Source organism: Poritiphilus flavus (assembly GCF_009901585.1).
GTDB classification, from domain to species: domain Bacteria; phylum Bacteroidota; class Bacteroidia; order Flavobacteriales; family Flavobacteriaceae; genus Poritiphilus; species Poritiphilus flavus.
Genome location: NZ_WXYO01000007.1, coordinates 411,200 through 437,185, shown reverse-complemented (window position 1 = coordinate 437,185; position 25,986 = coordinate 411,200). Strand labels below are relative to the sequence as shown.

General features: G+C 42.6%; 25 protein-coding genes. 12 read left to right on the top strand and 13 right to left on the bottom strand.

Annotation, left to right across the window (positions count from 1 at the left end; all coding sequences use genetic code 11):
• Positions 1 to 16 precede the first annotated feature (16 nt).
• The 5 genes from GTQ38_RS17125 to GTQ38_RS17105 form a co-directional block, all read right to left on the bottom strand.
• Positions 17 to 1,381 (bottom strand): apiosidase-like domain-containing protein, encoded by a 1,365-nt coding sequence (locus tag GTQ38_RS17125; RefSeq protein WP_161436770.1) that lies wholly within the window; start codon positions 1,379 to 1,381, stop codon positions 17 to 19.
• A gap of 185 nt (positions 1,382 to 1,566) precedes the next feature.
• Positions 1,567 to 2,271 carry an SDR family oxidoreductase gene (locus tag GTQ38_RS17120; RefSeq protein WP_238857994.1) on the bottom strand — a complete coding sequence of 235 codons (705 nt, stop codon included), beginning with the start codon at positions 2,269 to 2,271 and terminating at the stop codon, positions 1,567 to 1,569.
• Entirely contained in the window at positions 2,268 to 3,122 is an 855-nt protein-coding gene (locus GTQ38_RS17115) for an oxidoreductase (RefSeq protein WP_161436769.1), read from the bottom strand. Before GTQ38_RS17115 ends, GTQ38_RS17120 begins: the two co-directional genes overlap by 4 nt.
• A 31-nt stretch (positions 3,123 to 3,153) precedes the next feature.
• Complete coding sequence (locus GTQ38_RS17110; protein ID WP_238857993.1) at positions 3,154 to 4,203, bottom strand: alpha/beta hydrolase; 1,050 nt, start codon at positions 4,201 to 4,203, stop codon at positions 3,154 to 3,156.
• A gap of 222 nt (positions 4,204 to 4,425) precedes the next feature.
• Positions 4,426 to 5,328 carry a helix-turn-helix domain-containing protein gene (locus tag GTQ38_RS17105; protein WP_161436768.1) on the bottom strand — a complete coding sequence of 301 codons (903 nt, stop codon included), beginning with the start codon at positions 5,326 to 5,328 and terminating at the stop codon, positions 4,426 to 4,428.
• Between the two features lie 534 nt (positions 5,329 to 5,862).
• Between GTQ38_RS17105 and GTQ38_RS17100 the strand changes: the two genes are divergently transcribed.
• From GTQ38_RS17100 to GTQ38_RS21225, 9 genes are all read left to right on the top strand, one after another.
• Positions 5,863 to 6,378, top strand: a complete 516-nt coding sequence (locus GTQ38_RS17100) for a hypothetical protein (RefSeq protein WP_161436767.1) — start codon at positions 5,863 to 5,865, stop codon at positions 6,376 to 6,378.
• A 6-nt stretch (positions 6,379 to 6,384) separates the two neighbouring features.
• Positions 6,385 to 6,993 (top strand): CDP-alcohol phosphatidyltransferase family protein, encoded by a 609-nt coding sequence (locus tag GTQ38_RS17095; RefSeq protein ID WP_161436766.1) that lies wholly within the window; start codon positions 6,385 to 6,387, stop codon positions 6,991 to 6,993.
• A gap of 2 nt (positions 6,994 to 6,995) precedes the next feature.
• Positions 6,996 to 7,496 (top strand): AAA family ATPase, encoded by a 501-nt coding sequence (locus GTQ38_RS17090; protein WP_161436765.1) that lies wholly within the window; start codon positions 6,996 to 6,998, stop codon positions 7,494 to 7,496.
• Complete coding sequence (locus GTQ38_RS17085; RefSeq protein ID WP_161436764.1) at positions 7,474 to 8,508, top strand: hypothetical protein; 1,035 nt, start codon at positions 7,474 to 7,476, stop codon at positions 8,506 to 8,508. Before GTQ38_RS17090 ends, GTQ38_RS17085 begins: the two co-directional genes overlap by 23 nt.
• A 368-nt stretch (positions 8,509 to 8,876) precedes the next feature.
• Positions 8,877 to 9,914 (top strand): zinc-dependent alcohol dehydrogenase family protein, encoded by a 1,038-nt coding sequence (locus GTQ38_RS17080; RefSeq protein WP_238857992.1) that lies wholly within the window; start codon positions 8,877 to 8,879, stop codon positions 9,912 to 9,914.
• A gap of 179 nt (positions 9,915 to 10,093) precedes the next feature.
• Positions 10,094 to 10,483: a tellurite resistance TerB family protein gene (locus tag GTQ38_RS17075; RefSeq protein ID WP_161436762.1), complete on the top strand. Its 390-nt coding sequence runs from the start codon at positions 10,094 to 10,096 to the stop codon at positions 10,481 to 10,483.
• 141 nt (positions 10,484 to 10,624) lie between these two features.
• Positions 10,625 to 11,689 carry an AI-2E family transporter gene (locus tag GTQ38_RS17070; protein WP_262886143.1) on the top strand — a complete coding sequence of 355 codons (1,065 nt, stop codon included), beginning with the start codon at positions 10,625 to 10,627 and terminating at the stop codon, positions 11,687 to 11,689.
• 254 nt (positions 11,690 to 11,943) lie between these two features.
• Positions 11,944 to 12,891, top strand: a complete 948-nt coding sequence (locus GTQ38_RS17065) for a L,D-transpeptidase (protein WP_161436760.1) — start codon at positions 11,944 to 11,946, stop codon at positions 12,889 to 12,891.
• Between the two features lie 64 nt (positions 12,892 to 12,955).
• The gene (locus GTQ38_RS21225) at positions 12,956 to 13,069 is read left to right on the top strand and encodes a Fe-Mn family superoxide dismutase (RefSeq protein WP_161436804.1); all 114 of its coding nucleotides are present in this window, start codon (positions 12,956 to 12,958) and stop codon (positions 13,067 to 13,069) included.
• A gap of 50 nt (positions 13,070 to 13,119) precedes the next feature.
• Here GTQ38_RS21225 and GTQ38_RS21035 read toward each other — a convergent pair whose 3' ends face one another.
• From GTQ38_RS21035 to GTQ38_RS17045, 4 genes are all read right to left on the bottom strand, one after another.
• Positions 13,120 to 13,362: a DUF6327 family protein gene (locus tag GTQ38_RS21035; RefSeq protein ID WP_238857991.1), complete on the bottom strand. Its 243-nt coding sequence runs from the start codon at positions 13,360 to 13,362 to the stop codon at positions 13,120 to 13,122.
• A 2-nt stretch (positions 13,363 to 13,364) separates the two neighbouring features.
• Positions 13,365 to 13,709 carry a hypothetical protein gene (locus GTQ38_RS17055; RefSeq protein ID WP_161436759.1) on the bottom strand — a complete coding sequence of 115 codons (345 nt, stop codon included), beginning with the start codon at positions 13,707 to 13,709 and terminating at the stop codon, positions 13,365 to 13,367.
• A 6-nt stretch (positions 13,710 to 13,715) separates the two neighbouring features.
• On the bottom strand, positions 13,716 to 14,045 hold the full coding sequence (locus GTQ38_RS17050; RefSeq protein WP_161436758.1) for a YtxH domain-containing protein: 330 nt from the start codon (positions 14,043 to 14,045) through the stop codon (positions 13,716 to 13,718).
• Positions 14,046 to 14,354: 309 nt separating this feature from the next.
• Positions 14,355 to 17,159: a PAS domain-containing sensor histidine kinase gene (locus GTQ38_RS17045; RefSeq protein WP_161436757.1), complete on the bottom strand. Its 2,805-nt coding sequence runs from the start codon at positions 17,157 to 17,159 to the stop codon at positions 14,355 to 14,357.
• A 319-nt stretch (positions 17,160 to 17,478) separates the two neighbouring features.
• On the opposite strand from GTQ38_RS17045, the gene GTQ38_RS17040 reads away from it, so the two are divergent.
• Positions 17,479 to 18,171 (top strand): hypothetical protein, encoded by a 693-nt coding sequence (locus GTQ38_RS17040; protein WP_161436756.1) that lies wholly within the window; start codon positions 17,479 to 17,481, stop codon positions 18,169 to 18,171.
• Positions 18,172 to 18,258: 87 nt separating this feature from the next.
• On the opposite strand, the gene GTQ38_RS17035 is transcribed toward GTQ38_RS17040, so the two are convergent.
• From GTQ38_RS17035 to GTQ38_RS17020, 4 genes are all read right to left on the bottom strand, one after another.
• A complete protein-coding gene (locus tag GTQ38_RS17035) occupies positions 18,259 to 19,323 on the bottom strand; it encodes a S1C family serine protease (protein ID WP_161436755.1) in 1,065 nt (354 codons plus the stop codon).
• A gap of 276 nt (positions 19,324 to 19,599) precedes the next feature.
• Complete coding sequence (locus GTQ38_RS17030; RefSeq protein ID WP_161436754.1) at positions 19,600 to 21,087, bottom strand: phytoene desaturase family protein; 1,488 nt, start codon at positions 21,085 to 21,087, stop codon at positions 19,600 to 19,602.
• Between the two features lie 124 nt (positions 21,088 to 21,211).
• Positions 21,212 to 23,620, bottom strand: coding sequence for a phosphoenolpyruvate synthase (ppsA, locus tag GTQ38_RS17025; protein WP_161436753.1), 2,409 nt, complete (start codon positions 23,618 to 23,620; stop codon positions 21,212 to 21,214).
• 116 nt (positions 23,621 to 23,736) lie between these two features.
• The gene (locus tag GTQ38_RS17020) at positions 23,737 to 24,198 is read right to left on the bottom strand and encodes a pyridoxamine 5'-phosphate oxidase family protein (RefSeq protein ID WP_161436752.1); all 462 of its coding nucleotides are present in this window, start codon (positions 24,196 to 24,198) and stop codon (positions 23,737 to 23,739) included.
• A gap of 323 nt (positions 24,199 to 24,521) precedes the next feature.
• Between GTQ38_RS17020 and GTQ38_RS17015 the strand changes: the two genes are divergently transcribed.
• Positions 24,522 to 25,031 carry a nicotinate-nucleotide adenylyltransferase gene (locus GTQ38_RS17015; RefSeq protein ID WP_161436751.1) on the top strand — a complete coding sequence of 170 codons (510 nt, stop codon included), beginning with the start codon at positions 24,522 to 24,524 and terminating at the stop codon, positions 25,029 to 25,031.
• A gap of 435 nt (positions 25,032 to 25,466) precedes the next feature.
• A complete protein-coding gene (locus GTQ38_RS17010) occupies positions 25,467 to 25,952 on the top strand; it encodes a hypothetical protein (RefSeq protein ID WP_161436750.1) in 486 nt (161 codons plus the stop codon).
• Positions 25,953 to 25,986 lie beyond the last annotated feature (34 nt).

Below are 25,986 nucleotides of genomic sequence, written 5' to 3'. Positions count from 1 at the left end.
AATGCGGCTAGTAACTTTAATTTTTGGCAGCATACTTTTTGACGACTTCAGTATCGCCAAGGATCAGCAACCAGTCATTTCCAGCACCTGAATTGCCGGGCGGATCGATGGCATAGGGGTTAGATTTGTCCGTAATCACAAGACCGCTATCATGTTGATAACTGCTGGTACGAGGATTGTACCAAATACCCGAAAGCTGGCTTCCCTTAAGGTTGGCGACGTCCAGTTCATAGGGTGAATCACTGGCGGAGTAAATCAGTGCGAAGGATTGGTCTACCGTTGCGCTTGCCTGGATGTGGCTGTCATAGGAATCGGAATTCCCGGAGACTATCATCCCCTGATTGGGATAAAGCTTAAGCAAATCTCTTCCTAATCCATGAAGGAAACTACTTAGATACCCCATATGTACAGCCCCCTCGTAATCGAGTGCATTCAGGGCAGTTTCACTACACTCCTCACTAACACTCAAACCATCCCAGATTCCACCCGCCCCATAGGTGTGGCCAAAGCCACCTGCCAGAATTGTAAAATAGGCCCTTCTTCGTATGTTAAAAGACCCACCTTCACAGAAATCCTTATTGTTTTCATACCAGGCCTCAGAATCCAGGGTGGGTTTAGGAAGGCCTTCATATCGCTTGTTATAGTCAAATTCAATAGCTTCCCAAACTGTCCAGGAACGCTCATCATTTCTTGGTAGTTGCTCCGGGCAGCACCATTGACTGGTTTGCCAATTATTGAAGTCACAAATGTCCCCGTCGTTACTTAGGCTGGTTCCGCGTTGATAATCCGCATGGACGGTAAGCAATTTATCCCCGGTATCTCCTTCTCGAATGCCATTAACCAGGGCAATGAGTTTATCATCAGGGATTGCATTATCCCGATTGTGGCTTCCTGTTTCTCCCATGGTGAGCCAGACAATATTGTTACGATCTTTATAGCGGTTTCCTACCCATTTCCCATATTCAAAAAGATCTGCTGCAGAATACTTCTTCATCAGACCCCACCATCCCAGAGTTATTCCTACATAAAGATTGCTCTTCTCAGATTTATCCACGTACTCATCAAGATATTTCCACCACTGTTCATTGGGATTATCAGGCGTTCCTGGTCCATCACCATTATACAGTTTTTCCCTGCAGCTTACGAACATTATCGTAAAACCTTGTTCGCTTCGTTTCTTCAGAATGCTGTCAATAATGGAAGGAGAAAGTTTTGCAAAGAACCAGTTGGTATCCCCCATCCAAACGAAGGGTTCACCATCTTCCCTGACCAGGAATCTGTTGTTATCCGAGATCTTCAGTTTTTGCATTTGTGACCTGAGTTCAACCGATACCGTGAGCAAACAAAGGCATACAAGGACTTTAAGGAGATAAGAATACATCTTTCTTGTATTTATGAACCAAATTTTTGATTGAATGTACCTTTCTATTATTCGGGGTTCTGGTTGAGTCAGGTATATCGGGAAGTTTTAAAGATATCGATTTTTTCGAATCGTATTACAGACTTCCGGAACGGTAATTAGGAGCAATACAACATACTTGCTGTTTAAAGGTTCTGTTTATTTGTTCACCACGCAATTTCTCTTCTGTCCCTAAAAAACTTGCCTGTCAAATTCTCGTTTTCCAAAAGAGCTGCCCAAATAATCGTATCTGCACCTTCTTCTACGCTTCTGGTGGCACCACTACCGCCCATATCCGTACGCACCCAGCCCGGGCAAACCGCGTTTACCAAAATACGGTCTTTTTTTAGGGCCCCTGCAAACTGTAAGGTGAGTCCGTTTAAAGCCAATTTAGACAAACTATAAGCTGGAGTGCCACCGGTCTGGCTTGACAAACTGCCTGCGCCACTGCTAACATTCACAATCCGTGCTGATTCGCTTTTTCTCAACAGTGGTAAAAATGTTTGTATGGTTTGCCAGGGTCCAAGGGTATTTGTCTCAAGGGTTACACGTACTTCGTCCAAATCGGCATTTTGGACATTGTGCCAACTGTCATAATTAATACCGGCGTTATTGACCAGAATATCGAGCTTGCCGAATTCAGTTCTTACGAAATCAAAAGCGTTTTCAACACTTGAGATGTCGGTTACATCCAGTTGCTGATAAATTACATCGCCAAAAGCGGATAGCCTTTCAACGGTCCCCTGACCGTCACTTTCTTTTCTACTCGTGGCAATAACCTTTATTCCTTTTTGAAGCAGGCCTTTTGCCACCGCGTGACCGATGCCTCTATTGGCACCGGTCACCAGGGCTATTCTTGTTTGTATTTTCATGAGTTGCTGGAATCAAAGGTAGTATTCTCAGCGATTTCTTTCCAATGCTCCAGATCTGATAAGAGTTGTTCTGCATGAGTTTTTATGGCCTCTACGGAATCTGCTCCTAACTGTAAACGCAATGGTGTGTCTTCTGCCTGAAGTGCTTTGTCAATTGCCTGAGCCGCCTTTACCGGATCACCCTCTTGTGTTCTGTCCATACCTTTGGCAAAATCCCTTGTACCTCCAACAATATCGTCATAAGCTTCAATTTTAGGCATATGCTTTAGCGCGCTTCCGGCAAATTCTGTACGGAAAGCCCCGGGTTCCACGATCATTGTTTTAATTCCGAATGGTGCCACTTCCTGTGCCAGGGCTTCCGAAGCGCCCTCTAAAGCAAACTTAGAAGCGGAGTAAGCGCTAAAACCTCCAAAGCTCATATTACCTCCCATACTACTCATGTTTACGATAGCGCCAGAGCCTTGTTTCCTAAGCTGCGGTAAAAGTTCCTGAGTTACTGAGACCGCACCGAAAAAATTGGTCTCCATTTGCTTGCGGAATTCTTCCTCCGGGGTCTCTTCCAGAGCTCCTACAATGCCGTATCCCGCATTGTTAATGAGCACATCTACTTGCCCAAAAGCATCTAATGCTTCCTGCACACCTTTTTTAACCTGATCACGATTGGTAACATCCATTGAAATTGCTTTGATCTGTTCCGGGGAGGTTTGGGCCAATTCATCCAACTTTTCTTTTCTGCGCGCTGTAGCCACTACCTTGTATCCTTGTGAAGTTGCGTATTCCGCCATTGCTCTTCCAAAGCCAGAAGAAGCTCCGGTGATAAACCATACTTTGTTATTTTTTGAATTTTCCATTTTCTTATTTTTTATTGATTAACGATATCTATTATTTTAGTTTGTCTGCAAAAAAGGTACTTACTTTTTCTACTGCCGCATTTACTTGTGCTGGTTGGTCATAGTAGTCAAAATGGTATCCATCGCTCCAAACCAACTCCTTTTCACCTTGTAGATCATTATAGAAGCTTTTGGCATTGTCAGGCAAAGCAGATCCATCTGAATGTACCATCATAAAAGGAATTGTTATGTTTTTTGCCTTGCTCATCGGATCGAAATCCAACCAGGCTTCCCAACTCATTACTGCAAGCTCATTTTTCCATTCGGCAACACCTCCGCCACGGTTATTGTCCATGTAATATTCCATAGGCCCAACGTGCGATGCTGACTGGTCTTCATTGTGGTAGGCGAGAATTATATCCGTTTCACCGGTACTTGCGAATTTCTTTTTCGCCTCCTGGCCTTTTCTTCTTAGTTCATCCAGATTCTCCTGACTTCCATAGAGTAGGGGAAGCGTATTTTCATCGGGTAACCAGGCCGCTACGGTGGCTACGGCTTTTATTCTATCATCTTCGGCCGCCAAATAAGCCACATTGCCTCCGGAGGTACAAACTCCCAGGGCCCCGACATGGTCCACAAAGGGAAGTGCTAACAAGTAAGTAGTAGCTGCCTGTAAATCCTTTAACTTAAGCTGAGGATCTTCATATTGCCTGGGCTGTCCCTCACTTTCACCATAATTTCTGTAGTCAAAGGCCAGAGCAACAAAACCTTGTTCTGCCAATTTCCGGGCATAAGTCCCGGCCATTTGTTCTTTAACCGATGTAAGCGAGCCACCAGTGATTACAGCCGGATATTTTTTGGATTGGTCAAAATTATCCGGTGTGTATAGATGTCCTACCAGGGTGAGTCCATCACTTTGAAAATGTACCTTTTGTACATTGGTGTCAGTGTTTTTCAGGCTATGGTCAATTGTTGATTCTGTATTCTTTTGGAGAGTATGTTTTGCTTCCATGTCATTTAAATTTTGTGATTTGTAAATTTCTGTTGCTGATGTGGTCAATCCGGAAAGGAGGATTGCTGTAATGATAATTGTCTTTTTCATGCTGATATGATTTAGTAGTTCTATTTTTTTGTCAACACAAAGATCCTGTAAAGTACAGGCCTATGGATAACAGCTTTCAAAGTGATGATGACAAAAATCAAAGAATAGGCAGAAATTTTAAGCAAACTGAGGTTTTCCAATGAATTTTGCTAAAGAAAAGTACAGACCTTTATGGAGGATTTACCCGCTGCAAATACATTGAATAAGGCAGCGTAATCAGGATTATGGGCTATTGAGCGTTTTATACTGACCAGGGGTGAAATTGGTGTACCGTTTAAAGAAACTACTGAAGTGGGTGGCTTCCTCATAACCTAAGCGATATGCAATTTCCTTAATGCTAAGATCTGTTCTGCCAAGCAAGGATTTAGCCGTGAGGATAATCTTTTCCTGGATCAGTTGTTTGGCCGTGGAACCGGTTATTCTCTTAACCACGGCGTTCAAGTGATTCGGATGAATGGCCAGTTGTTCGGCGTAGTACGAAGTAGTAAAACCTTTAGCGTTAATTCTTTCGTTGTTTAAGCTTGTATCTATCAAGGACTGATAGCGGGAGACCAGGGTAAGGTCTGCCGTCCTGTTGTTCTCCGAAGCGCCAAGATCTTTCTGAGAATTTGCCGAGAATCGCTTGATACTCAATAACAATAGATTCACATAGCTTTCTATGAAATTGAATTTATCCGGATTGTCACTATCGTATTCCTCGTAGATCTGTTTGAATTTTCGATGAAGGAATTCAACCTTGTCTTTGGGTACGGTAATAGGCCTGACTTCATCCAGTTTTAAAAAAGGAAAGTCTAACAGAAATGTTTCGGCAAAATGGCACTGCATAAGATAGTCCTGGGAAAACATCAGATAGTAGCCGCTCCAATCATTTTCAATGTCCCATGATATCAATTGATAGGGAGAATTGAAGATAATATTGGCATCCATGGCTTCAATCCCATGCCAGTTGTGGGCGGTTCCCTGGAACAAAAGGCCGATAGCATAAAACTCATGCTTAAATGGCGCTACTTTGCGTTTAACCGTGGCCATATTTTCATCGAAGGTCCGGCAGAGAAACTCCTCGTGTTTGGGAAGCGGCACATTGATATGCCTGCAATAATCAGAAATGGTATCTATATATTCCAACCTTATCTACTTTGCCAGGATCGCTGATCACTAAAATAAAACTTAATACGAGAAGAGCCATATGTAAGCATAGAGACATATCATGAATTGACCTGGTTTACCGGCATTGGGGAAGCATTGGCTTGCTTGTAAGTTACAGAGCGGACCTGGCGTGAAAATAACCACGATCATTCAAGGCTATTACCAGCATGACCTTTGTCATTTTCAATAGTGGCTCCCACCGCTAATTTTATGTGTTGAAGTTAGTAAGTAAATAGTAGTGATAAAAGGAAATAAAAATCGTGAACCTGAATTATAGGATTTCGGCCATTAGGACGATTTTAATTTGCTCACAGAGCATTAAAATAGGGATCATACGAAGTTTATGCGCCATCTTATAGACAAGTATTCTATTTGGTGAAAAACTGGAAAATACTGATTGGGTAAGAGGGTTGAATGAAATCTTGTCAGCCTAAGTATAGGAAGTGACATTCTTTTGGCTAAAGTTCACAAACATTCAAAGAAGGTAAAGTTTGATTTTATAAAAAAACCACCATGAAAGGAAAATGGTATAAAAAGATCATTTGGACATTGATTGGTATACTGGCTCTATTCTTCCTTTTCGCTATTTGGTACAAATACGAATATTCAATGGAAGCAGTAGAACCTTACACAGTATATACTGAGACCCTTGAAGAAAAATTGATCATCGCTACACAGGGTAGTGAGTTTAAAAATGCTCTGGTAAATAGAATTATTGACCATTACAAGAACGATTCGGTGTTCATCAGAGTCATCGATGTTTCAGGTTTACCACAAATAAACACTTCACATTATAGTGCAATTTTGATCCTGCACACCTGGGAATATGACAAACCTCCGGAAGTGGTGGCCAGGTTCATAACTGAAAACGAAAAGGATATGGACAAGTTCGTTGTATTTTCGACCTCTGGTGAGGGGGATAAAAGGATCCAGGGGGTGGATGGCCTGGCAGGGGAATCCGTGTTGGCCGATGTTTCCGTCCACTCAGGCCAGATCATAAAGAAATTGGAAAGCCTGCTTGACCGGTGAAAACAAATGCTAACTTTCAAAAATTTCAATATTGCCGATTGGTTTTCGTTTTATCGAATCGCAGCTGTACCATGGTTACTCGTTTTGATTTGGTTGGATGAGCGACAGCTCTTCTCTTGGTTTTTGCTCATCAGCTATGCTACGGATCTCATCGATGGCTTTTTGGCCAGAAAACTGAAAATAAGCAGTGCGAAGGGATCCCAATTGGATTCAATAGGCGACCAGCTGACCTTTACAATGGGCCTTATCGGGCTTTGGGTCTTTGAAAACGATTTTATCTTAGAAAACCTGCTGCTCATTGCAATTGCATTTGCACCTTATATCGTACAATTCATCATTGCTTTTTCCAAATACGGCAAGGCCACGGCCTTTCATACTTATCTGGCTAAAACCTCTGCCGTAATACAGGGTGTATTCATTCTGGGGACTCTCTTTTTTGAACCTCTATATTGGCTTTTCTATCTCATGATTATCATTGGAATATTGGAAACCTTGGAAGAAATCACCCTGATCTTTATGTATGATGTTTGGGTAGAGGATGTAAAAGGTATCTACTGGGCGCTGAAAGATAGTAGAAGAAAAAGAACGCGTCCGGATAACCAAAACAGCAATTGATTATGATTGTATTTGTCTCAGGTCTGCCCGGATCGGGAAAAAGCTATTTTGCCATAAGGCTTGCCAGGATCATTGATGCTGAATACATCAACAGTGATGAGTTGCGGAAAAAACTATTTTCCAAACGCACATATTCCAAAGGGGAAAAAGCCAGGGTCTATGATGCGATGTTACAAAGTATGCAAGGAGCCATGAACCGGGGAATGAGTGTTGTATTGGATGCTACTTTCCATAAAAAAGAAATAAGGAATTGGTTTTTGCAAAAGACAAAGGGGAGTGTTTTTTTCATTGAGGTATGGGCCGATGAGGAAATTACCAAAGAACGATTAAAACAAAACAGGCCATACAGCGAGGCCGATTTTGGGGTGTACGAAATAATTAGAAAACAATGGGAACCACTTACGAAGCCCCATTTGACCCTACAATCTACCAATAGTAATATTGATGAAATGCTGCAAAAGGCAATGGAATACCTAAAAGATGACCCGAGAGCAAATAGATAAATTGATTTCCGGAGGAGAGTTTCCAGAAGCTACCGGACATCGGGAATTGATAGAGACCCACATCTCATGGGTTATTCTGTGTGATGATCCTGCCCTCCCTACAGGCGGGTTCGTCTATAAGATCAAAAAGCCGATCAAATATTCCTTTTTGGATTTTTCTACTGTCGAGCGGCGAAAATACTTTTGTGAAAAGGAATTGCAACTGAACCAAAGATTTGCCAAAGACATCTACCTCGAGGTACTGCCGATCCATTTGGTAAACGGTCGCTTTAAGATTGGGGGTAACTCGGGGATGGCCATCGAGTATGCCCTAAAGATGCGCAAGCTGAATTCCAAAAGGCGTATGGACATACTATTGAAGCAGAATAAGGTAGGCCCTCAAGACATAAAATACCTTTCCAAATGGATAGCTGACTTCCACAAAAAAGCCGCGGTAATCTACGGAAAGGACGTACTGGATTTAAAGGAAAAATTCAATGATCTCGAGGCAGAAAAGCGGTTTATCTCAGAAGAATTAGGTTCTGAAAGTGCCAAGATGATCGATAATGCGTTAATGGTCTCCGATATTTTTTTTGAAAAACATAAAAAGTTGATGAAAGACAGGTTGCGCTTAGGTTTTTTTAGAGATTGCCATGGTGACCTTCATTCCCGGAATATCTTTTTATTGCCAGAACCCCAACCTTTCGATTGCCTGGAGTTCAATGATGACTATCGCCAAATCGATGTATTGAACGAGGTGGCCTTTCTCTGTATGGATCTCGATGCTTTCGGTAAAAAAGAACTTTCAGATCTGTGTATCAGGTTCTACAACATTAATTTTTCTACCATGCGCACCGCTGAAGAATACCAACTGTTTATTTTTTACAAAGGCTATCGGGCTAATGTCAGGGCCAAGGTCAATAGTCTGAGAGCGATCAGCGCCAAGAGTGATACGATTAAAACGAAGGCATTACAGGAAGTTGAAAAATATCTGAAATTGATGAATAGTTACATGAATAGCTTGAATATTTGATTCTGCTATCAATATTTAGTTGCCAATTCTGAAAGATAAGGTTTCTTCCGCTATTTTCGTGACGTTGCTGTCACCAATTTCGGTATTTGTTCATTAATGCTACTCCATTATGATTCAGCTCATTGTTAAGGTTGTTTTTGGACCCTACTTTTAAACCACTATTACAAACCTAACATTGACTTTATCAGCAACTGCGAGCGAAGGCCTTGACCCACGCCCAACTCCACTCGAAATAAAATACCATAGAAATCTGGGGTATAACAATACAGTTGGATCTGCACCAGGTTAATTTCGGGATTGTGATTGCAAGGAGTCCTAAAACAAGAAAACGGTTAGATCTGGTATGAAACAATACTAAGATGAAAGCGATGATGCTCCATAAAATAGCGTCCCTTGAGGAAAACAAGCATCCTTTGGAATGGGTCGAAATCCCCGTTCCGGAGCCCCAGGCGGGCGAAGTTCTTATTAAGGTCTCTGTCTGTGGCGTCTGCCATACCGAGCTTGATGAGATCGAGGGTAGGCTTCCGCCTCCAAAGCTGCCGGTGGTATTGGGACATCAGGTTGTGGGGACGGTGGAAAAATTGGGAAACGTCACTTCCAAATTTACGATGGGTGATAGAGTAGGGGTGGCCTGGATATTCTCTGCCTGTGGCACTTGCCGATTTTGCAAAGAAGGTAATGAAAATCTTTGCGACGACTTCCTGGCCACCGGAAAAGATGTTAATGGAGGTTATGCCGAATATATGACCGTTCCGGAAAAATATGCCCATGCCATTCCCGAATTCTTTAGTGATGCCGAGGCCGCTCCTTTATTGTGCGCCGGAGCTATTGGGTACCGCTCCGTTCAGCTTACCCAAATAAAGGGTGGTGATACTTTAGGGCTCACCGGCTTTGGTGCCTCTGCCCATCTGGTGCTAAAAATGGTGAAATTCCGCTATCCTAACACGAAGATCTATGTTTTTGCCAGAAAGGAGGAGGAAAGGCGGTTTGCCGAAGAACTGGGAGCAGTCTGGGCCGGAGATACAACAGACGTTCCCCCTGAAAAATTACAGGCCATTATAGACACCACTCCTGCGTGGAAGCCCATGGTGGAAGCCCTTGCCCATCTTGAAAAAGGCGGCAGACTGGTCATTAATGCCATCCGCAAGGAAGAGGGCGATAAGGATTATCTGGCAAAACTTCGTTACCAGGACCATCTGTGGCTGGAGAAAGAAATCAAGACCGTGGCCAATGTAACTTCGATTGATGTGGCGGATTTTCTGCAGTTAGCAGCTCAGGCCAAAATAAAACCCCAATTTCAACTATTTCCGCTTAAAGAAGCGAACAAGGCCTTGTTGGAACTAAAAGAAAAGCATGTTCGGGGGGCAAAGGTTCTGCAGGTTTATAAAACCAGCTGTACAGACTGATTTTGATCATTTCAAATAATCCCTGGATAGCATAGATTTCGTTACTATTATGAATAACGACTCAAGGAACATGTTGAAGAGTTTTATTAGGAATTTAAAAGGTAAAAACTTGAGTAATCTATTATTTGAGAATCGTAATTCTCAGATTAAAATTGGATTTGAGACTAAAATAAAATACTATGTCGATATCAGATATATATAGTTCGGGAGAACACCAGAGCAACATCGCCCATTTTGCGGCCATAGTAAAGTTGGCGAACGCAGACGGCTCAATAAATAAGGAAGAAAAGGCTGTTTTAAAGCGGTTAGCCTTTAAGCTTGATGTTTCTAAAGATGAGACCAAGGACATACTGAAACATCCTGAAAAATATCCGTTGATCCCACCTTATAGTTTGGAAGAACGTATAGAAAGGCTCCATGATCTTTGCGCCATTATTTATGCCGATTATGAAATCGATATTGAAGAACGAAAGTTAATATATAAATATGCCTTAGGCCTTGGTTTTACCAGTACCAGAGCAAAGGAAGAGCTTGAAAAATGTGTCGAACAATTCAAGAAGCCTGCCTAGATCAATAGTAATTGCCGATAAAAACTAAAGTGACCTAAAGTAAGACCATCATTACGGGCTACCAGGAATTTAAAGTATGCAAAGATATACCCTCAATCTGGCGAATGTTTTTTATCTGATATTCATAGTTACCGCGATAATTTGGATACTTATTGTCGGTCAGGTCATCATCGCTCCATTGCTGTTCGCTTTTTTTTTGCCTTAATGCTAAAACCCATAGTTGCTTTTTTTGAACGAAAGGTACCTAGTCGTATTCTTTCCATCTTTATTGCGTACCTGGTGGCGGTGATTCCATTGTGCGGAGTTCTTTTTTTCTTTTTCAATCAATCACGAATTCTTTTCAATGATCTCCCTTCAGTTCGAGGGAGGTTGAACGAAATTTCGGCCTCCTTATTCGATTGGGCAGGTCAGAAGTTTAATCTTGATGCCGAATCAACATCTCAATGGATATCTGATAATATTATTGCGGCTTCGGATGTTCCGATCAAATTGATTCAGGAAAGTGTACAATCCACAGGTTATATTTTGGCCAATATAGGGCTGGTTGTCGTAATCACCTATTTTATGTTGTTGTATCGTACTGCTTTCAAGAATTTTTTTCTGGCTCAAATTAAACCGAAGAATCGGAGAAGGGTTATACAGGTCTTGGAAGAAATTCAAATGCTGGCCAAACGCTATTTGATCGGTCAGGGCCTTGTCATTCTAATTTTAGGTCTGTTAATTGGCACGGGCTTGTGGCTGATTGGGGTTCCGTACCCATACTTTTGGGGTTTTCTGGCTGGTTTTTTAGAGATTATTCCCTATGTCGGTACCTCAATAGGTGGTATTTTACCTTTTTTCTATATGTTGATGGTATCCGATAATCTATGGCAACCCGTAGGGGTAGTAGTGCTCTATATTGCCGTACAGCAAATCGAGGGAAACATCATTTCACCCAATGTCATGGGGCCAAGCATCAAGATCAATCCCTTTTTTATTATTCTGGGTCTTTTCGTTGGGGGAATCATATGGGGTATTGCGGGGATGATTTTGGCATTGCCAATATTAGCTATTTCAAAGGAAATTTTCAGAAGTTTTAAACTTACAGAACCGTTGAGCTATTTGTTAGAGGATGGACTCTCCCGGAAAAAGGGCGTTTTTCTTAGCCAATTCGACGAAGACAAGTATCGTCTTTTTAATTTATTTTTTGAGGAGCGTAAAAAGTAAGTGCTATCATCACATAATACTTCAAAGGACTAAGGGCTTTGGCTATAACCAATCTATTTGCAGTTACGAGAATGACCCAAATCATTGGTTAAAAACGTTCATCAGGATAATTTAGGTGTCTATGGCAAATTCGAGGTTCCGAAATTCGACGATCGCGCAAATGTCCCTGGCGAAATAAATTGAGCTGGTAAAAGAGTAATCAAAGCGATATGCATCGTTGATGATACTTCGAGATTAAAATAGCCCCGTAACAGATGAAGACCTTCCTGAAAATCACCCTATTTTTTATAGTTGTATTGCTGGCCTCTTTGCTGAAGGGGAATCATGTGCACGGTGATATCAAAATTGGTACTACCACCAGTGAAAAGGGTCGAGGCCATTTTAAACTAAAACATTCAAAGGCATGGACTATGCCTATGGATACGGTTCTTGTGCGCGACTATTTCAATTACATTGATTCATTGGTGGTTTCCTATGATTCGATTACCACCTATCCGCTATCGGAACATCTCTTGGTCCGTGCTAACCCATGGATTATTGATACTCTGGCAAATACTGACTATTACCGGATGAAGTCGCGCGATTCATTTGTATATGACCAAAAACAGCTTATCGTATTTAGGCCCACTGATTCTATCTTAATTCCGGATTCGCTGGCTGCGGTTCAACTATTGAATAGGATAAAGAGAACCATTATCGATTTGAACATACCCGAGTTTAAACTCCGCATCTATGAGGACTCGGTGTTGTTGTACACATTTCCGATCAGAGTGGGACAAAATCGAAAACGCTACCTGAAAATGGGAGGCCGTATTACTGATTTACGCACGAAACCTGGAAAAGGGGAAATAGTGGATTACAGACGCTATCCGGTTTTTTACAACCCCGTGGACGGGAAACAATTTTATCTCACAAAACGTGATGACGAAAAGACCACCCTGATGCCACAAATCCCCTGGATTGAAACGGAGATCAACGGAGTTCGAAACGGACAATTGATTCACCCCACAACTAACCCCAAGTCGCTGGGAAAAGCCTCTTCCAACGGTTGCATTGGTACCAGGGAGGCCGATGCCTGGGTTATTTATTATCACGCTCCTATAGGAACTGAGATAAACATTCGGTATGACTTAAATATCAAAGATTCTTTAGGCCGTGAACAAGTATTACAAGATATCTACAACTATGGACCTAAGAACTAGACGAGCTTAAGGAACATTCAATCTTAAACGATTAGCTAAGCAGTTTGATCATGAAGAAACGTAAATTCTCGGAGCAGACTGTATCTATTATCTTAAATATCAGAATAGAAGGGGAGAGTACCTTCAAAATATATTGAAAATTATCAATTGGGAAAAGGTAGAAGGTAGGCTGATTTAAGGATTTTTGTATGCCATAGTTCCTGTGGAGGCTGAATAACCATAAAGGAATCAGTCTAAAACTTTGACCTTATCTCGTTTTCGAAAAATCCGCGATAGGAATCTGATAGCATAGACCAATGCCATTTTTTGAACTGCTCCACTCAACCCACCTACGAGTTGTGTTGGATAGAAATTCGACTTGGCATGGTGCAGGTTGTACTTGAGATTTTCTTTGCTGATTTCTCTTTGAAGTCTCAAAATTTCTAGACGTTGGTCTATCTCCTCAAAATTATTGTACGTAATCGGCGCCATAGTTAATCAAAGTAATAAGATGAAAAGCGGCGTAGCAGAGGGCCATTCACTCTGTTCCTGAAGTAATAGCAAACTGCTGTTACCAAAATAAAGAACCCACCTGTGATCAAAAATCCATAGAATGTATTGTTTAACAATTGCCCGATGCCAAAGGATGTTGCAAGGGATAAAAGAAACAATGTTAAAAGCGCAACGGAGCCCACCAGCAATACCTTGGCGCCAGAGGTTATCGCGCGCATGAGCACCTTAAATACTCTTAGCTTTAGGTATTCCTCGCTATTTTCGAAATAAGACCTCAAATCGGCATCGGCTGCCGTGAGGTCTTTTTTTAATTCGTCAAGGACCATAGAGATTTATTTTTGTAATTGGGCGTTTTTCTTTTTCAGTTCTTCCAGTTTACGCTCCAAGTTCTCAATAATCTCGTCTGCTTTATAGCTCATGGTCGAGATTGCTTCATCCAATTTTCTATTGAATTTGTCCTTTTTTTCACTGGCTGACTTGGTCAACTCTTCTTTGGCGTGCGAAATACGTTCTGCGATGTCATGGCTGGTGTCCTCGACTTTTCGTTTGATCTTCCTTCGGGTTTCTTTGCCTTCGTCCGGCGCGTACAAGATACCTATTCCTGCTCCTATGGCTGCTCCGGTTAAGAGTGCTAACAAAATATTTCCACTATTGTCTGTCATGATACTTGGTTTTATTTAAGCGAATAATTATTTATTGTCCAAGGTACTTGGAAGGCCTATTTCCGCAAATGACTTTTGTCAGTTGCGCCACTTTTTTGGGTGACCTGCATGAATATAGATTATAGTTTTTTGCTTTGTTTCCCAGGGGCCACAATAATTGGATCTCTGACCCTTCCCTTGAGCCCTTAATATCGTGAAGTTCAAATTCACCAACAATTCCGAAGGCTGTTATCCGGATCTCATACAGATCCTTGTATTTATTGGAGAAGCCTCATCAGGATCGGGAACATCCAATCTTAGAGTATTGTCCTAAATGTTTGCTATTACCGGGATCATAACCTTGAAAGTTGTTCCTTTCCCTTCCTCGCTTGCAAAGTCAATCTCACCACCCATAAGTTCGAGGTAAAGTTTAACGATGGTAAGTCCGAGTCCTGTTCCGCCTATTTGATGTGCATTGCTTGCACGAAAAAAGCGGGAGAAAAGGTTCTTTTGCTCTTTCTCAGGAATCCCCATACCCTCATCTTTGACCTGAATGGTCAATTTTTCTCCATGGTTTTGTGTAGACAAGTATACCGTGGATTCCTGTGGGGAATACTTTAGTGCATTGGACAAAAGATTGAGTAATACATTTTTGGTCAAATGTGGGTCGATATTTACACCCGTGTGCCCGGTATGCATATGAACTACCCGCTGTCCTTCCTTTTGCCATGGTTGGACCTCCAACAGTATATCCTCAATGTATTCCGTAAGATTAAGTTCCATGGGATTCGTTCTGGTCTTACCGGACTCCATTTTCTCAAGTGAAAGAAAATCATCGAGAAGGGTTGCCATATTACTGACGGATTTTTTGATACGTTGGATATGCTTCTCCTGTTTATCAAGAGCCCCGATGTCCTTATACTTCCCAATTAAATTGAGGGAAGAGAGGATTGCGGCTAAGGGGGTTCTGAACTCATGGGACGCCATGGAAACAAAATGAGATTTTAGCTCGTTAAGTTCCTGTTCCTTCTTGAGCGCATTGACCAATTGGTTTTCAACAGATTTTTGTCGGGTAATATCCTGAATCACTCCAAATTGAGTTTTTCCTTTCCCATTGCCGTTATCAATTGGTGGCCTATGGATGGACCTGATATATTTTTCGTTCCCTTTGGCGTCAATGATGCCGTATTCGATGTCGCCCATGGATTCACCACGGTTGATGGCCTCAATTCTCCTGGAAATATCTTCGGGATCTTCAAAACGAATTTTTTCAAAGAATACTTCCTTTGATATTGGGGTGTTCTTTTCCAGACCATAGATTTCGTATAGCCCTTCGGACCACTTTACCCCTTCCTGAGAATCATCAAGGCTCCAATGCCCGATCTTGGCCAGTTTGTTCGCCTCGATTAGCTTGGCCTCGCTGAACCTGAGTTCTTTGGTACGTTGGGCCACTTTTTCTTCCAATTGGCTGGCGTATTCCTTGATTTGGCGTTCCTTTTCCTTTAGAACCCTCTCATTCTCCTTGATTTTTGTAATATCAACAAATGATACCAGGACCGTTTTCAAGCTATCTATAAACTGTGGGGGAACGGCCAGGCACATCGACAAATGCTTTATGTCGCCATGTGCTGTCTTCACCCGTATTTCAGAATCGAACTGCCATTGCCCTTCCGCCAAAGCAATAAGTTCTTCCTTGAACACATCCCAGGAATCGTCCAGGAATCTATTCGGCAAATTGGTCCTCAGTTCCTCCAGCGAACTTGCTCCGTAGAAATCAAGGCTCATCTGGTTTGCCTGGGTTACCCGAACCAAAGAAGCGAGTCTTTTGACTTCGCACGGGGCTGCTTCAAAATACCGCCTGAAATCGTTCACTCCCTTTTCCCTTAATTGGTCGACAAAATCCTTGACCTCGGAGAAGTCTTCTTCCCAGATAATTATGGGTGAATAATCGAAAAGTATTTCAGCCTTCGCACCGGTATCGAGTAGCTCTTTCTTAGCCTTCTCTTGTTCCGTGATATCGATAAAGGAGGCAGTTACGCATAGAGGGCGACCCCTGGAATCCTTGACAAGGTTCGCAGTCAGATATATGTCGAACAGGGTTCCGTCCTTCTTCTTAGCCCTGTCCTTCCCATACCAGCTCCCGGATTTTCGGACGGCATCCATGATTTCGGTGATTTTCTCCCGCGATCCTCCTAGTTCACCGTTGGATAAGCCTAGTATCTCACTTTCGCTGGCAAACCCCCAAAGTCTAACAAAGGCCGGGTTGGCATAGGTGATAATTCCCCTAAGATCGCTCATCGCGATTGCAGTATGTGAATGGTGAAGGGTTTCGTCCTTGATACTTATTTCTTTACCAAAGTCTTCGGTAAGCTCCTGTACGGTTCCTGAGATCCTGGTGACATTCCCTTCGGATTCCTTACTTGGCCATGCTTTTCCATAAACATATTTTAATGCCCCATCACTGAGTTTTATTCCAAAGTACAGTTCTACTTCCTTCCTGTGCCTGATCAATTGTTCCATGGAATGGTTAACCTTTCCCAAATAGGCTGGATGGACCAATTCCATGAACCTCTCATAGGTCATTTTCTCCGATTGGGGTTCCAGACCAAATATTCTATAATGCTCATCAGACCATTGAGTGGTATTGTCCACTAAATTCAATTCAAAGCTGCCTAGCCTCTCACTGGCAACATCCCGTCGGTCCTGATGTACCTTGATGGAGTTAAGATAATACTGGAATCGCTTCTTTTCGGTGATATCTTCCTGAATGATCGTGGTCTGCGACTTTGAATAGCCAAGGGGTTTTATGGTCATGGCAAACCAATGCTCTTCATTTCCAATGATACAGGGGTACTCCAGATAGAACTCGTCCTGTTTGCGCGAGATTACGGATTCCATTCCCCCGATTATCCGTTGTGCATGTCCATTCCCCGAACTTGCCATTTTTCTACATACCGAGAGGTAATTGTCGCCTATATCGACTGCACAAAGATTGGGGTTACCACGTTTTTTTACCAATTGTGCCCAAGCCCGATTAGTGGTAAGAACTTTTCCATTTTTGTCGATTACCGCTATTTTGAGTGCTAAGGAAAAGGGCCTGGTGGAGGTTGGATTATTGGTTGTTGGTTGTTCCATGAACAACAAAATTAGTTTCAGTATTACGCGTATTCTTCGCTATACGATCAGAAAGCAGTATAAAAGATTGATCCTAAATTGATTAGTTGAATCAACTTACTTTGTAATCTAGACGATGGGAGTCTCTTAAATTTATAAAAAAGTAAGGACTTTCATAGGTACTTTAACAGAAATTTCTTTGTCGGTCTATTGGCCGATTTTCCGGTAATAGAAGCTGATATGAATCATTGGTATCAGGAAGATAAGATCATAGATTTACTACAGCCGATTTTGGGATCACTAAGGCGAAGGTTTTGATTAACGTTTAATTCAAATTCACATGACGACCAAGGCACTACAAAAGCATAAGAAGGAAGATGATTTCACACAGTTTTATAAGAAACTTGAAGAGCTTGTTCCCGGGTTGAAAAAATTTGTGGCGGGCAGCCTACAAACCGCTGAGGACCAAGCCTTACTGGATAAGCGGTTTTATGATCCGGACGAGATCCTTGACGAGGTTTATCTGGAAACTTTTAGGGAGTTTTCAGGGCAAATGAACGAAAACGAGTTGCGAAGAGGACTCTTCAAAAAAGCGCTTCAAAGGATAGCGGCGAAACAAGAAGAGGAAGTGCCTGATGAGGTCAACACCCATGCCCTTTTGAAAGGGGAATTGAAGACTTTGAGCGAGGAATTCACCACCGATGCGGAGGGTGACCGGATCCTTATGGATGAATTGGACGATATCTCTTACATTCAAAAACAGGGCTGGTCCCCGGAAATTGTTTTGAACGATTCTTTGGAAAAGCAACTGGTACAAAATTTTGAACTTGATGAAGCTTCCTTACTATCGGATGAAAAAAGGAAGTTATTGGGGTTGCTGTACAATACTATACCCAAAAGAAGTAAATTGATAGTCGAGTTAATCGTATTCGGGCAACAGAACACTTCTGAAATATCCTGGATTTTGGAGGTACCGGAAGAAATAGTCAAAAGAATTGTTTTCAAAGTTGGTGAAAGATTCAGGCTTTTATAATGAGAGGTGGACTATTTAGCAATTTGATTGGAATAAATGATCATTACTACTTATGGGCTTATAAATACAGCAAATACGAGTTAGATGCTATTTCATAGGTTTCTCAGGGAGCTCAGGGACATGGGCGGACAGCTCCATAACCTCACCTTTTCTTAAGATGGTAACTTTGACTTTTTGCCCCTGTTTTAGTTCTTGTAGGTAAGACCAGGCATTGAGAATTTTTGACTCATTTGTCAAGTTGATGTTTTCCACTGCCAGTATAACATCCCCCCCGACCATCAAGGTTTCGCCATCCAACGAGATCCTGTAGTTACCGCCACATAGGCCAAGTGCATCACCCAGGGAATATGGGGCCACCTTTTTTACCAGGATACCGGCCGATTGCGGAAGGTTGAGTATCTCTGCCAACGGTCCGGAAACGAAATATGCATCGATCCCTGTCCAAATGACCTGCCCTTCGCCCAATAATTTTTGTGCAATATTGGAAGTAGCTGCAAAGGATATCCCCTGAAATCCATCGGAATGACTTAGGATGAAGCTTGCAATCCCAATAACCTCACCGTTCATATTGAACAAGGGGGCACCGGAACTACCTTCGTTCACGGCAGCATCTGTTTGGATGAATTCCGTTGTTAAAAACCCGCTTGACACGCTTTTTCTGGAATACTTACCACTCACATATCCAACGGAAAGGGAATGTCCCAAGCCAAATGGAGCACCGATCAGAAAAATCCTGTCCCCAATTTTTACCATGTCAGAGTCGGCCATGGTCACCGCGGTGAGCGGAGTGCTTTTTAACTTAGTAAGCTGCAGCAATGCCACATCGGCCATAGGGTAAGAACCTATCACTTTAGCTGGTAGTTCCTCTCCATCCGAAAATACCACGCTGATCAATGACGCTGTTTGCACGATATGGGAAGCCGTCATAACCGTGCCTTTTTCGGAAACCACAAAGCCTGAACCGAGACCTTCCACCATTACTGTGGTCTTCATACGACCTTTGCCCAAAATCTCAGGTTGCAATGTTTTTATCAGAACAACAGAAGTATTGGCCCTCTCATAAAGCTCGCTTATGCTTTGGGCAGAGCTGTATGGGAACCAGACAAACGCCAGGTAGATCGCGAGTAATTTATATTTTGTTTTCAGCTTCATTATTAGGAACGCTCAACTACAAAGGAAGTCATTGCCTCAAAGGTGCGAAATGATTGAAATCACGTTGCATGTGCGGAGGCCGAAACAAGAAGTGGGTTTTCGCTTCCCCAATATTGGTCGTGCTAATGGTAAACTTAGTTAGTTCGGAGTTCCATAAGTTCAATGCTCTAACCCCTGAGGGTCAATGATCATAGAAGGTCCAGCAAAAATGATTCCTAATGCTGCAAAGGCCAAAATTAGGTCTAATACCTCGGTTGCTTCTCATTAGGCTTTGTGTTAAGTTATTTCGAATTTCCGTTTTTCATCCTTACAGATCATTTGAATTGCCCATTTTCCGCTTAGAGCAGAGGGCGGCAGCCCACCACCAGGAAAAAGCCACTGGCCGACCATGGTGAATCTATCTAACCCATCTAATTTCATGGGTAGTGCTTCCATGATGTTTCCTCTGGGGGTAAATCCTTCATATGCCCCATTCCAAACTCCCGTATAGCGCACAGTGGTTTTAGGAGTGGCAATGTCAATTTCCTCAATTTTTTCACCAACACCTGGGTAGTGTTTTTCAATCAATTCAATTGCCTTTTTCCGGACTGCTTCTTTTTCGTCCAGGTAAGCATCTGCCTTTAGATCTTTCCATATCTCCCAGGGGGAATCAAAATACAATTGTATGGTACTCTTATGATCAGGGGCAAAAGTAGGGTCGTAGGAGGTTCGATGCATAATCTGGTAACGAGTTATTTTGGTCTTACCCACGGATATAGGTTCTTTGACAAAGTAATTGGTAGTATGGCATTTTGGTTGGATGACCTTGTTCACTCCAAAGCTGACCAGTACCATAGGCGTTAGTAATGGCCAGTTTTCATAAGCGTATTTTAATTGTTCATTCAAATATTTCCCTTTGAGCATATTAAATAAGACCGTTCGTCCATCGCAAGCCGAAATAATATGGTCAGCAAATATTTTGTTGCCATTTTCGAGGATAATGCCCTCTGCCTCATCATCTTTCACAATAATTTCTTTGACCCTTGAATTGAAAAGGAATTTGCCTCCTTCAGATTGAAACTTCTTAGCCATTCGTTTGCTCATCTCCAAAGAACCACCTTTCAGGTAACCCGCATTTTTAGCATTGAACCACCCGAACATGAGGATAAACCCCAGAGCTGAAAAATCTGGTGTGCTATAAAGGTTTTCTAAGAAAAACCTTAAATGGGGATTGGAAATTCTCAAACTGTCCAAAAGCTCTTTACTACTTTCGTTTTTGTATTTAAGCATTGTAGTGAAAAAGCTTCCCATTTGCCAAAGAGATTTTAGATAATCAGAAAATGTACGCATACCGGGCGGATCTTCAAATTGATCAACACGATCTCCTTTTCGCATCATTCCTATCATTTTGGTAATGCCTTTCTCATCTTCAGGTGCCATTTTGATCAAATAGGATTTCCATTCCTCCAAATCATTATAGATATAGAATTCGCCATGTTCCTCATCTTCCATATGGACAAAGGCCTTGTGGTTAATTATTTCCACGTCTTCATTGATTGCACCGGTTTCCCACCACATATCATTATAAACTCCGTGATCCGTGCCGATTAACCAATGCAAACAATAATCAAATCGGTAATTGCCTCTATCCCATGCGGTTAATTGTCCGCCAGCTCTTTCATGCATTTCCACAATGGTGGTGTCAAAACCATTTTTTTGTGCATAAATGCCTGCTGAAAGGCCTGCAATACCACTACCTATAATGAGGATTTTTTTAGTTTCCATAGTCTGCCAATTGTGCTCTAGCCTGAGGTATTTCAGTCGGCTGATTTATAAACCTATGCTTCAGTCCTAAAGCTTGCGCCTGTAGTGCCAAACGCTGATTATTTGCTTATTATCCACCTTTGTATCAATTATCACTCGTTTCCATTCCGAAACTCACCAAGGCCAGCTCCGCATCATTGATGTTCTCGATGCCTTGTAGCAAGGCATCAGCATTGAAGGAAATAGAATCGATCCCTTGTTTGACAAGAAATTTTGCGAACTCAGGATCATCACTCGGAGCCTGTCCGCAAAGCCCGATTTTGGTTTGGCTGCTCTTTGCCGAGGCAATGACCATTGAGATCATTTTTTTGACCCCAGGGTCGTTGACATCGAAAATGTCGCTCAATAGTTCGGAATCGCGGTCTACTCCCAAGGTCAATTGGGTAAGGTCGTTTGAACCAATGGAGAAACCATCAAAGTATTTCGCGAACTCCTCGGCCAGAATTACGTTATTGGGGATCTCGGTCATCATGTAGAGCTCAAGTCCATTGTCACCTCTTCTTATGCCATTGTCCTTCATCACATCGATTACCTTTTGCGCTTCTTTCAAGGTGCGACAGAAAGGGATCATGACCTTCACATTTGTTAAGCCCATATCTTCCCGGACCATTTTTAATGCCTTGCATTCCATGGCAAAACCATCTTCATATTTTGGGTCGTAATAACGCGAAGCGCCCCTGAAGCCGATCATAGGATTACTTTCCAAGGGCTCAAATTCATTACCTCCGATCAAATTGGCATATTCATTGGACTTGAAATCGCTCATTCTCACGATCACTTCCCTGGGATAGAACGCAGCCGCGATGGTACCCACGCCCTCCGCCAGTTTGTGGACGAAATAGTTCTCCTTATTGGGATAGTGATGGGTCAGTTCTTCAATTTTTTGTCTGACCGAAACCTTGGCTAGCTTATCAAAATGCTTCAATGCCATGGGATGTATCTGTATGGAGTTGGTGATGACAAACTCCAACCGCATCAAACCGATGCCCTGTGCAGGATAGAATGACAGTTTAAAGGCCTGGTCCGGGTCTGCGAGAATGAGCAGGGGTCGTGTCCTGGGTTTTTTAAGTAATGAGGTATCCACTTCTTTTTCTTCCCATTTCAACCGGCCTTCATAAACGATACCCGTGTCGCCCTCGGCGCAGGAAATGGTTATCTCCTGTTCATCCTTGATGGTCCTTGTAGCATCCTTGGTGCCGACAATGGCCGCAGCGCCCAGCTCCCGAGCAACGATGGCTGCATGGCTTGTTCGCCCACCACGGTCGGTAACGATCCCGGCAGCTTTTTTAAGGATTGGGTCCCAATCCGGGTCGGTCTTTTCTGTTATCAGAATCTGCCCTTTCCTTAATCTGTCGGATTCTTCGGGGGAATGCAGTACTCTTGCTGTGCCCGCGGCAATTTTATTGCCAAGGCCCATGCCCTTGGTGATCGCCTTGCTCTTCTCCAGCAAGGTATAGGTGGTTATTTTGAATTTATCCTTTATGGCACTCTGTACCGTTTCGGGCCTTGCTTGAACGATAAACAGTTCGTTAGTTTTACCGTCTTTCGCCCATTCTATATCCATCGGTCTTTGATAGTGGTCTTCAATGGTCATAGACCATTCCGCCAATTTCAGCACCTCTTTATCGGTCAGCACATATTTTTCCTGTTTTTCAGGAGGCGTATCAAGATTTACGGTACCACTTCCGGAAGCATCATAGACCATGGTCTTTTTCTTGCTTCCCATTCTTCGGGAAACAATGGGCTGTGGCATGCCTTTCTTCAAACTAGGCTTGAATACATAAAAATCATCGGGATTGACATTGCCCTGTACGATGTTCTCCCCAAGGCCCCAAACACCGGAGATCAAAACCACATCTTTAAAACCGGTTTCCGGGTCCAGGGTAAAGTTTACCCCTGAACATGCCAGATCTGCGCGAACCATCAGTTGCACCCCTATGGAAAGTGCGACTTTCGTCTGGTCAAAACCAAGGTCCTCACGGTATTTTATGGCACGATCTGTAAATAGGGAGGCATAACATTTGTGGCAAGCAGCGATCAGCTCCCCATAGCCTTTTACGTTGAGGAAGGTCTCCAGCTGTCCTGCGAAACTGGCTGTTGGCAGATCTTCCGCGGTTGCACTACTGCGAACGGCCAGGGAAATTTCCTTCCCATACTTTCTCACCAGACCGTCATAACCTACTTTTACGGCATCTTTGATTGTCTGTGGAAAATCCGCTTTGGCAATGGTATCCCGAATGGACTTTCCGACCTCCCTTAGATTAGAAAACTCCTTTTTATCCAGCCTTTTGATGTGCAGGGCTATTTCATCTTTTATTCCGGCTTCCTCCAAAAAGAGCCAATAGGCATCCGAGGTAGTCGCAAATCCATCGGGCACTTGAACGCCCTTCGGAACTAGTTTTTGGAACATTTCGCCCAAAGAGGCGTTCTTGCCACCAACGAGGTGCACATCGTTTATGTCTATTTGGTCAAAGCGTAAGAGGTAATTTTTCATGACGTTGTCTTGAAATTCAAAATTCCTGTGATCCGCGTAGGCAACCAATGATCAGGATCAGTGAGAGTGCGGAATGAGAGATCAGGGTGTTGATCTATGAAAGTGATGGCCTGGTGTCATTCTTCCCGAACCTTCCCGGTTATCTCAACGATCTTTATGCGATAAACCACCGGCGGGGGCCCTATGGAAATCAGTTTGCTGGAAAACTCATGGATAAACTGCAGCTGCTTTTCTTCCTTTTTGTTGATAATGCTCTTTACGCCTTTCACGAATTCGTGCAACTGACTCTTGGCATCAATTCCCTCAAGTTCCTCAAACTGCCCGTGCACCAGTACAGACTTCCATTTGCTGACGGATTCAATTTCATCGACCTCCAGGGAAACCGAGGTATTTTTTCGCATAGCCCGGATTTTATGTCCCTCTGCGGAATAACTAATGATACTCCTGGCATCCCGATCATGATAATAATAGGTAATGGGGATTATATATGGGCTTTTGCCCTGAACGAATGCAAGGCGCCCAATATAGTTGTTGCGCAGTAGTTCCATGCATTTGGTTTGATCCAGATCCTTTATCATAATGATATATTATGTATCTCGCCAATGTTTTCTATAAAGATAAACCGCACTGTAAAGCTGTTTCATGACGATAGTCAGTCCATAACCCTGGATTATTGCACTTTCTGTATTGGGACCAGGCGTTGCTTCATTTTATGCCCGATCGCAAGAAAACGATTACTTGTGAACCAGGCCATAAGAAGAATTTAAAGAGGATGGGGCGGCCTAAACGAGCTGTAATGAGCCAGGTCATTTGAACTGTCTTTAAAGCACAATATTTTTGACCTTGTAATTCCAAAAAAGGGACTATAACAAGATTATTCGATAACATAAATATCATTGTCATGAAGAAAATTATATTAGGTTTAATTGCCATTGGACTCACTGTCCAAACCTTTGGTCAGGACATAAAAACGGAAGAGCTTTCGGAAGTAGTAGTCTATGCAACCAATTATAAGTACTTGCATAGTCTGGCCTCGGAAGAACCAGGCCCTGTGCCTGTGGAGATGTTGGAACGTAAGGTAGCCGCTTTTGACGTCAAGGGTTCCGAATACTATCAGGACGATTACGGCCTGTACCACATCAACTTTTATATTCCAGAGGGTAGGATCCTGGCTGCCTATGATAAGGATGGCAAAATTATACTAACCGCTGAGCGTTTCAGGGATGTATCACTTACAAAATCGGTAAGGAAAGCGATACAGGAAAGGTTTCCCAACTGGAAGATCACCAAAGATATTTATTTGGTGAGGTACCATGAAGACAAGGGAGTAACCAAAATATACAAGATTAAATTGGAGAACGAGGAAAAGGTCCTAAGGGTAAAGGTGGATGAAAACGGAAATTTCCTGTAATAGGTGATATAACGATTTGTTTCCACGGCCTCTACCATGCGTCCAGAAATTCCCTAAGTGGCATGCTTTCTTATACCTGCCTACTTGAAGGTATAATCCTTTGGGGGACCGCGAAATATTGTCCTCTCCAACAGCAGTGAATAACAGCAAATCACTGAATTAGGTTAGTAGAGCCAATGCTATCCAAATTTTGTCGTATGGGGCCGTCTCCGTATGTAAGATCCCATCCCCAAAATTTATTTCATCTAAGTTTGTTCCTATCACATTACTTCCAGCTCCACTAAACTTAAACTGCCGAACGCGGATTTTAATCTCAATGACCCAGGTCAGTGCTGTTGTAGCAACCCTATAGTACCTTTCCAGGGATCAGCCCCGAGATCTTATGGTTTTGGGAACTCACTGACTTACAAACTAAGATTTCCTTAAAATGCATTTATGATGATAAACGTCCCAAAAACGGAACAAAAGAGAGTGACTTTTAAAGTGTACTCCCAAATAAAAGATATAGATAAGACTTTAAAAACCCTAAGGTGCAATAACTTTCAGAATTTAGAAATCTCCATTCTTGGAATACTGGACAAGCGGTTCGCCCTGGAGACGGAAAAAGGTCACAAAATCCCCTACATGGAAAACCTTTGGATAGATTTAACAGGTGCCCGCCCGGACATAGACTTTCTTTACAATCCTGAAATCGGCAACATATTTATTATCGGCTTCCTGGTCCCGACCTTTCTTCATGAAGTAGAGGGAAAATCACTTGGTGCAATTTCAATTGGTCCGTACGATATTTTTAGAGGTTTGGGAATTTCCTTATATCAGACCAACCGGATTATTAAGGCATTGGCTGAGGGCAGTTATCTGCTTATTGTCAGGGGCAACCTCTATGAGTCGAATATTCTTGAAGATATTATCAATGAATAGCATAGCCAGGTCTGTAATGGCATAAAGCTCAGCG